This window comes from Exiguobacterium sp. UBA6282 (assembly GCF_002440475.1).
In the GTDB taxonomy this organism is placed as follows: domain Bacteria; phylum Bacillota; class Bacilli; order Exiguobacteriales; family Exiguobacteriaceae; genus Exiguobacterium_A.
On sequence record NZ_DJUM01000020.1, the window covers coordinates 1,606 to 1,912 of the forward strand.

Sequence of the window (307 nt, forward strand, 5' to 3'; positions counted from 1 at the left end):
ACCCCAATCATCCGTTCATCTTCAAAGTTCCGAATCGCAAATCGAAACGTCTCCGGTGCATCCGTCGCCATCATCTTTTCAATCTTATCCATGGATAAATGACGATATGGCGTCGCACTAAAATTGCGGGCGAATGTCGCATCGTCAAGCAATCGTTGCATCACTTCGGTATCTTCCGGTTGAAAACGTGTCAGACGAGTATGATGACCTTCCAGTAGTTTTTTCATTCTTATCCCCCTCTATATTAAAAATCGAAAAACGCTAACCCCTTTTCAGAGTTAGCGTACGGTGATCATAAAACTTTTTC

Annotated in this window: 1 protein-coding gene; it reads right to left on the reverse strand. The window is 43.0% G+C overall.

What is annotated here, in order from left to right:
* The coding region (locus B2751_RS04995; protein WP_290773311.1) for a hypothetical protein at positions 1-227 on the reverse strand (227 nt) is incomplete at its 3' end.
* Positions 228-307: the final 80 nt, after the last annotated feature.